The 7,147-nt window shown below is 64.4% G+C and carries 9 protein-coding genes; 5 read left to right on the top strand and 4 right to left on the bottom strand.

Annotated elements, in window-relative coordinates; translation table 11 throughout:
- Together def and fmt are read left to right on the top strand one after the other, a co-directional pair.
- On the top strand, nt 1-437 hold a 437-nt coding region (gene def, locus ADADOO_RS00580), incomplete at its 5' end, for a peptide deformylase (RefSeq protein WP_511274220.1).
- Nucleotides 434-1,357, top strand: a complete 924-nt coding sequence (gene fmt, locus ADADOO_RS00575) for a methionyl-tRNA formyltransferase (protein WP_511274219.1) — start codon at nt 434-436, stop codon at nt 1,355-1,357. The genes def and fmt, both read left to right, overlap by 4 nt.
- 5 nt (nt 1,358-1,362) lie before the next feature.
- Here the strand turns inward: fmt and ADADOO_RS00570 are convergent, their stop codons facing one another.
- From ADADOO_RS00570 to ADADOO_RS00555, 4 genes are all read right to left on the bottom strand, one after another.
- Nucleotides 1,363-1,713 (bottom strand): ribbon-helix-helix domain-containing protein, encoded by a 351-nt coding sequence (locus ADADOO_RS00570; protein WP_511274218.1) that lies wholly within the window; start codon nt 1,711-1,713, stop codon nt 1,363-1,365.
- A gap of 54 nt (nt 1,714-1,767) precedes the next feature.
- Nucleotides 1,768-2,349 carry a DJ-1/PfpI family protein gene (locus ADADOO_RS00565; RefSeq protein WP_511274217.1) on the bottom strand — a complete coding sequence of 194 codons (582 nt, stop codon included), beginning with the start codon at nt 2,347-2,349 and terminating at the stop codon, nt 1,768-1,770.
- Between the two features lie 89 nt (nt 2,350-2,438).
- Complete coding sequence (locus tag ADADOO_RS00560; protein WP_511274216.1) at nt 2,439-2,825, bottom strand: S-adenosylmethionine decarboxylase family protein; 387 nt, start codon at nt 2,823-2,825, stop codon at nt 2,439-2,441.
- A gap of 9 nt (nt 2,826-2,834) precedes the next feature.
- Nucleotides 2,835-3,722: a S1/P1 nuclease gene (locus tag ADADOO_RS00555; RefSeq protein WP_511274215.1), complete on the bottom strand. Its 888-nt coding sequence runs from the start codon at nt 3,720-3,722 to the stop codon at nt 2,835-2,837.
- A 34-nt stretch (nt 3,723-3,756) separates the two neighbouring features.
- On the opposite strand from ADADOO_RS00555, the gene rsmB reads away from it, so the two are divergent.
- The 3 genes from rsmB to ADADOO_RS00540 form a co-directional block, all read left to right on the top strand.
- A complete protein-coding gene (gene rsmB / locus ADADOO_RS00550) occupies nt 3,757-5,016 on the top strand; it encodes a 16S rRNA (cytosine(967)-C(5))-methyltransferase RsmB (protein WP_511274214.1) in 1,260 nt (419 codons plus the stop codon).
- Nucleotides 5,009-5,590 carry a DUF4390 domain-containing protein gene (locus ADADOO_RS00545; RefSeq protein ID WP_511274213.1) on the top strand — a complete coding sequence of 194 codons (582 nt, stop codon included), beginning with the start codon at nt 5,009-5,011 and terminating at the stop codon, nt 5,588-5,590. Before rsmB ends, ADADOO_RS00545 begins: the two co-directional genes overlap by 8 nt.
- A partial coding sequence (locus ADADOO_RS00540; protein ID WP_511274212.1) for a sensor histidine kinase occupies nt 5,587-7,147 on the top strand: 1,561 nt, incomplete at its 3' end. The genes ADADOO_RS00545 and ADADOO_RS00540, both read left to right, overlap by 4 nt.

The raw sequence follows: 7,147 nt of genomic DNA, 5'->3' as shown, positions 1-7,147 counted from the left end.
AGGTCGATGACAGCACCCGAAAACTGGTCGCCGACATGGCAGAAACCATGTACGAGGCGCCGGGGATCGGCTTGGCGGCGACCCAGGTCGACGTGCACCAGCGCGTCGTCGTCATCGATGTGTCCGAAGACAAGAGCGAATTGCAGGTTTTCATCAATCCGACGCTTGGCCGGTGCGAGGGCTCGCAGATCGGCGAGGAGGGCTGCCTGTCGGTGCCAGGCATTTACGACAAGGTCGAGCGCGCCGAGCGGGTGTCGGTGACTTATCTCGACCTCGACGGCAGGCAGCACACGCTGGAGGCCGAAGGCCTGCTGGCGGTGTGCATCCAGCACGAAATCGACCATTTGAACGGGACCGTCTTTGTCGACCACTTGTCGATGCTCAAGCAGGCCCGGATCAAGAACAAGATGGCCAAACAGGCGCGCGTTACGGCATGAGGCTGATTTTCGCGGGAACGCCGGAGTTTGCTGCACAGGCCTTGCGGGCCATTATCGCGGCAGGGCATGACGTGGCGTTGGTGCTGACGCAGCCGGATCGGCCGGCCGGGCGAGGCATGAGTTTGCAACCTTCGGCGGTCAAGAAGGTGGCGCTGGAAAATGGGATCGAAGTTTTTCAGCCGTTAACGCTGAGGGATGGCGAGGCGCAGGCGAAGGTTGCTGAGGTTGGCGCCGAGGTTATGGTGGTGGCGGCCTATGGCCTGATCCTGCCCCAGCTCGTGCTCGATATGCCGCGTCTGGGCTGCATCAATATCCACGGCTCGCTGCTGCCCCGCTGGCGCGGCGCGGCGCCGATCCAGCGGGCCTTGCTGGCCGGCGACGCCGAGACGGGCGTCTGCATCATGCAGATGGAGGCCGGGCTGGACACTGGGCCGGTGCTGTTGCGCGGAGCGTTTCCCATTGAGGCCAGCGACACCACGGCTACGTTGCATGACCGGCTGGCCGAACTCGGCGCGAAGCTGGCCGTCGAGGCGCTCGGCAAGCTGCCCTTGCCGGCCGAGCCGCAGCCGGCCGAGGGCGTGACTTACGCGCACAAGATCGAGAAGGCCGAGGCGCTGATCGATTGGTCGAAGAGCGCGGCGGAACTGGATCGCCACATCCGCGCCTTCAACCCGTTTCCCGGTGCGCAGGCTCTGTTTGGCGGTCAGACGGTGAAATTGTGGCAGGCGACGCCGGCGGCTGGCGCGGGTGAAATTGGCACGATTTTGGCGGTTGACCGTAGCAATGTGGTCGTCGCCTGTGGCCAGGGCGCGCTGGCTGTGACTGAATTGCAGAAGGCGGGTGGCAAGCGTTTGCCGGTGCAGCAGTTCCTGGCCGGGCACCCGTTGAAGGTGGGCGACCGTTTCGATATTCCGGTCTGACGATCTCAGGCCGTGCCGACGCGCCTCGGAATTTCGCGGCTGGTCGGGGGCAGCGTCCCGACGACCGCCAGACTGGGCCTTTCGCCGGGCTTCTGGTGGCGCAGTGTCAGATAACGCAGGCAGGTGACGCGCAGGAAGGAGGCGAAGTTGTCCACTTCGCCGCGGTAGGCCTCGATTTCATCGTACAGCTTGGCGATGAGTTGGTTGGTCGTCATTCCCTCGTTGCCGGCCAGTTCGGCCAGGATGTCCCAGAACAGGTTTTCCAGCCGGATCTTGGTGACGAAGCCATGAATGCGCAGGGAACGCGCCCGCGACTCGTAGAGCATCGGGTCGGCCTGGACGTAGATTTCACACATGCTGCCTCCTGGTCGGAGCGGGCAACGTCGGCGTGACGTTGCCCGGGCTGGCGGTCAAAGGGTGATTTGGGTACCCAGCAGCGGCAGGAATTTGGCCAGCCAGGCCGGGTGTGCGGGCCAGGCTGGGGCGGTGACGAGATTGCCATCGACGTGGGCCTGATCGACCGGAATGTCGGCGTATTGGCCACCCGCCAAACGGACTTCGGGCGCGCAGGCTGGGTAGGCGCTGCACGAACGACCATCGAGAACGCCGGCTGCGGCGAGCAGCTGTGCACCGTGGCAGATCGCTGCGATCGGTTTTCCCGTTTCGGCGAAGTGGCGAACCAGGGCCAGGACCTCGGGATTCAGGCGCAGGTATTCGGGGGCGCGGCCGCCGGGAATGACCAGCGCGTCGTAGTCCTCGGCGCGGATGTCGGCGAAGCTGGCGTTCAGCGTGAAGTTGTGGCCGGGCTTTTCGCTGTAGGTCTGGTCGCCTTCGAAGTCGTGGATGGCCGTGCGTACCGATTCGCCGGCCTTTTTGCCGGGGCAGGCGGCATGGACGGTGTGGCCGACCATGAGCAGCGCCTGGAAGGGCACCATGGTTTCGTAGTCTTCGGTGTAGTCACCGGTCAGCATGAGAATTTTCTTGGCAGCCATGTTTGTCTCCTTTGTCATGCCGCCGACAAGAGGGCGGCGGACAGAAGTATTGTCGGAGGATTTTCCGGCTGGCGGGTAGCAGCCGGCTGCTACTTTCCCGGTGCCAGACGGCCGCGTCCGACGCGCGTGCACTGCCGGCTTTCCGGTGCGAAACGGCCGATGACTTCGTCGAACAGCGCACTAGCCTTAGAGCTGTTGTCGCCGCTGAAGTTGCAGACATAAACATCGAGCGTGACGCTGGCGATCTCGGGCCAGGTGTGCACGGCCAGGTGGGATTCGGCGAGGACGATGGCGCCGGTGACGCCGGCCGGCTGGCCGTTGGCGTCGTGGAAGGTATGGAACAGCCGGCCGACGACGGTCAGGCCGTGGCGCTGGCAGGCATCGGCGCAGAAGGTTTCGAGTCCCGCTGCGTCGAGCAGGAAGCTCGGGGGGCAGCGGCAGTCGTGGAGATCAGCGATCAGGTGCAGGCCGTTCATAGGCCAATTCTATGGCGTTTCACGTGAAACTCGCTGGCCGAAAATGGCTTCGAGCAGACGGCCCAGCCGGTAGCCTGCCGCGACGATGCGGCGGTCGGCGATGTCCCGGCTGCGCTGGCGGAAATCTTCGCTGATGATCGGCAGCAGGCTGCCGCTGGTGTCCGGATAGGCTTCAGCGAGCAGACGATGACTTTCATCGCGCCACTGCGCGACATTGCCTTGTCTCGGGGCGGGGTAGTTTTCCAGCAGGCGCGCTGCGTTTTGCTGCAGGCGCTTGCCGCGCAGCCAGGGCGGGCCGGGCAGATCGTCCCAGTAAACATGGAGGCTGCTGAACGGTAGCCGTTTGTTGAACGGATTTTCGATTTCGACTTCGTTGCCACCTTCGTCGCCGTGGCGGCCGACGTGCAGCGGCTGGTGGATGTCGGCAACGAGGTGGGCGAGCCAGGGCAGGGTGTTCGACATTTCGGTCTTTTTTCCGGTTGACCGTAGGATTCGACTCAGGCGCTCGATTTGGGCGTCCAGTTCGCCGGATTTCACCTGCCCGGCGGCATCGAGGTCGACGTAGTGCCAGCGTTTGTGACGGGCCGTGTCGGAAAGTCCGGGGAGCGCCGGGGTGGCGGGTTCGCGGTCCTCATCGTAAAAGCGCGGGTCGTTGCGAATGTCGTCCGGCCAGGTCGAGGCCTCGGCGAAAATATTGACGTCTTTGGTCGACCGCGATTTCTCGACCCAGCGCGCGTAGTCGGGGTGGCCGGACAGCGCCTCGGCGATCGCCTCTTGGCTTGGCGGTGACAGCTGTTGCCAGGCAATGACGGCGGTCAGGCGATGGCCGGCCGCGTTCCAGGCACAGGCTGGCGCAGCTACGGCAAAGAAAAGCAGGGCGAGGAGGATTTGCCGCATTCGGCCATTATGCCGCGTGCGATAATGGTCGCCTATGTCCAGTTTGCTGTTCACCTCCCTCGCCTACGCCCTGTTGCAGGCCTCCCGCATTGATACCGCCGTATTCGGCGGACAGAGTCTGGCCGACGGCCTGCTCGGTCGCGTCGAGCCGGCCGCCCGTCCCGCCGTCCAGGATATGGTCTACGGCAGCCTGCGCGCCTACGGTCGCGGCGATTTCTTCCTTGCCAGGCTGCTCCAGAAGCCGCTGGCCAGCGACGAAGTGCGTGCCTTGTTGCTGGTCGCCCTCTATCGCCTCGAAACCCGGCCGGATGCGCCGCACACCGTCGTTGATCAGGCCGTTTCGGCGGCCGGCGAGGTGGCGGGCGGGAATTTCAAGGCGCTGGTCAATGGCGTGTTGCGCAACTTCCTGCGTCAACAAGCGGCGCTGACCGCCGAATTTGCCGCTGATCCCGTCGCTTCGGCCATGCACCCCGACTGGTGGCTGGCCCAGCTGCAGGCCGCCTATCCGCAGGATTGGCCGGCCATCGTCGCCGCCGGCAATGCGCCGCCGCCGATGGGTTTAAGGGTCAATACCCGCCGCGTTTCGCGCGAAGACTACATCATGAAGCTGGCGGCCGAAGGTATTGCGGCCCGACCGGTCGGTGAATGCGGGCTGGCGCTCGACAAACCGGTGCCGGTCGACGCACTGCCCGGCTTTGCCGATGGCCTTGTTTCGGTGCAGGACCCCGGTGCACAAATGGCCGCGACGTTGCTCGATCCAGCGCCGGGCAGTCGCGTGCTCGATGCCTGCGCCGCACCGGGCGGCAAGACGGCGCACCTGCTCGAACGCGGCGAAATCGACCTGCTCGCCCTCGATCTGAAACCTTCGCGTTGCCGGCGCGTTGCCGAAACGCTGTCGCGCCTTGGCCTGAGCGCCGATATTCAGGATGCCGACTGTGCCAAGCTGACCAGCTGGTGGGATGGCCGGCCCTTCGACGCGGTGCTCGCTGACGTCCCATGCACCGCCAGCGGGGTCGTCCGACGCAATCCGGACACCAAGTGGTTGCGCCGCGAGGCCGACATCACCAGCTTCGCCACGGCGCAGGCGCGGATTCTTGATGCCTTGTGGCAGGTCGTGCGGCCGGGCGGTAAACTGCTCTACGTGACCTGCTCGGTTTTCCCGGCCGAAAATGGCGGGCAGATTGCACACTTCCTGGCGCGCCAGCCGCAGGCTCACCGTTGTCACGAAGAACAGCTCTTACCGACCGCTGAACACGATGGCTTTTTCTACTGCTTGCTCGAAAAGCGTGCTTGACCCTCTGCGCCGATGGCTGCTGTTGCTGCTTTTTGTGCCCGCTTTGGCGTGGACCGCAGAAATCGACATCAGCAATCCGCAGCTTTCAGCTAGCGACGATGGCTATGTTCTCTCCGCCGATTTCAAGTTCGAATTGAATCCTCGCCTCGAAGAGGCGGTCACCAAGGGCGTCGTGCTCTATTTTGTCGCCGATTTCGAACTGAGCAAAGCCCGCTGGTACTGGCTCGATGAAAAACTGGTCAGCCGCAGCCAGACCTATCGCCTGTCCTACCACGCGCTGACCCGGCAATACCGGCTGACCACCGGGGGGCTGCATCAGTCGTTCCAGACCCTGTCCGAGGCCATGCTGGTGCTATCGCGGCTGCGCAGTTGGACCGTCATCGACAAGAGCGATAAGGCGGTTCGCCCCGGCGAACCCTACGACGCAGCGCTGCGCATGCGGCTCGACGTCACCCAGCTACCCCGCCCGTTCCAGATCAGCGCGCTGGGCAACAAGGACTGGAGCCTCGGTTCCGACTGGAAAATATGGCCCGCCAACCTGCTTCCGGCACCCTTGCCGGCGGAGGCCAAATGAAGCGTATCGTCGCGGCGGGCGGCGCTTTTGCGGCTGCCGTCGGCGGCATCCTGTGGTTCCTGCTGTTGATGTCGACGGCGGCGGATACCGTGCTTTTCTCGCGCAACTATCCGCTGCTCATTGCCCTCAACGTCGCCCTGGCGCTGGGTATGCTCGGCCTGGTCGGCTGGCAGTTGCGCACCCTGTGGCGTGACTATCAGGCCCAGGTTTTCGGCGCCCGCCTCAAGCTGCGCCTGATGCTGATGTTCGGCGTCATTGCCGTATTGCCCGGGGCGCTGGTCTACGGCGTTTCGGTGCAGTTCGTTACCCGCTCGATCGAAAGCTGGTTCGATGTCCGCGTCGAAAAGGCGCTTGAATCCGGCCTGCAGCTCGGTCGCTCGGCGCTCGATTCGCTGCTGCTCGATCTGGGCGACAAGGCGCGCAGTGTGGCCGTCGAATTGTCGGACATCCAGGAATCATCGCGGCGCTCAGCCCTGTTGCGGCTGCGCGAAGAAAAAGGCGTCCAGTCTGCTGCGCTCTTTTCGGTCGGCGGACAACTGCTGTCGAGCGCGACCACCGAGCTGTCCAGCCTGCTGCCCGATTTGCCCAGCCCGGCGCAGTTGAAACAGGCGCGCAGCACGCAGATGGTCAGTACCATCGAAGGCGACGGCGGCAAGCTTTACCTGCGCGTGCTCGTGCCGGTCAGCGCCCGCGGCATGTTTGAAGAACCGCGCATCCTGCAACTGACCCAGCCCGTGCCGCCCGGCCTGGCCCATGACGCCGATGCGGTGCAGGGCGTTTATCGCGACTATCAGGAATTGCATCTGGCCCGCGAAGGCTTGACCCGCATTTATGCCCTGACCCTGACGTTGACCGTGCTCGTTGCCCTCTTCGGCGCCTTCGCGCTGGCCTACGTGATGGCCCGCCGGCTGGCCGCACCGCTCTACATTCTGGCCGAAGGCACGCAGGCCGTCGCGCAGGGCGACTTTTCGCCACGTCAGGCGATCTACAGTGGTGACGAACTCGGCGTTTTGACCCAGTCCTTCAACCGCATGACCCGCCAGCTCGATGACGCCCGACGCGAAACCGAGCGCCACCGGGCGGAACTTGAATCGGCGCGCGGCTATCTCGAATCCATCCTCGCCAACCTGTCGACCGGCGTGCTGGTTTTCGACCGCCATTTCGTTCTGCGCACGGTCAACGAGGGTGCCCTGACCATTTTGAGCGACGATTTCATGGGCCTGGTCGGCGCCGCCGCCGAGAATTGGCCGCGCCAACAGGCGCTGGGCGCTTTTATTCGCGAGCATTTTTCTGGCACCGAAGAGGCCGAATGGCAAGCCCAACTCGAAATGGAGCGGCCAAATGGCATGCCGCAGGTGCTGCTGCTGCGCGGCTCACGCTTGCCGGAAGCCAGCGGTGGTGGCGATGTCGTTGTCTTCGACGATGTGACGCGTCTGATTGCCGCCCAGCGCAGCGCCGCCTGGGGGGAAGTGGCGCGTCGTCTGGCCCACGAAATCAAGAATCCGCTGACGCCGATCCAGCTCTCCGCCGAGCGTCTGCAATTCAAGCTGGCCGACA

This window comes from Azonexus sp., assembly GCF_036170495.1.
In the GTDB taxonomy this organism is placed as follows: Bacteria; Pseudomonadota; Gammaproteobacteria; order Burkholderiales; family Rhodocyclaceae; genus Azonexus.
Note: the sequence above shows the minus strand (reverse complement) of the source record. Positions and strands in the feature narration are given on the sequence as shown.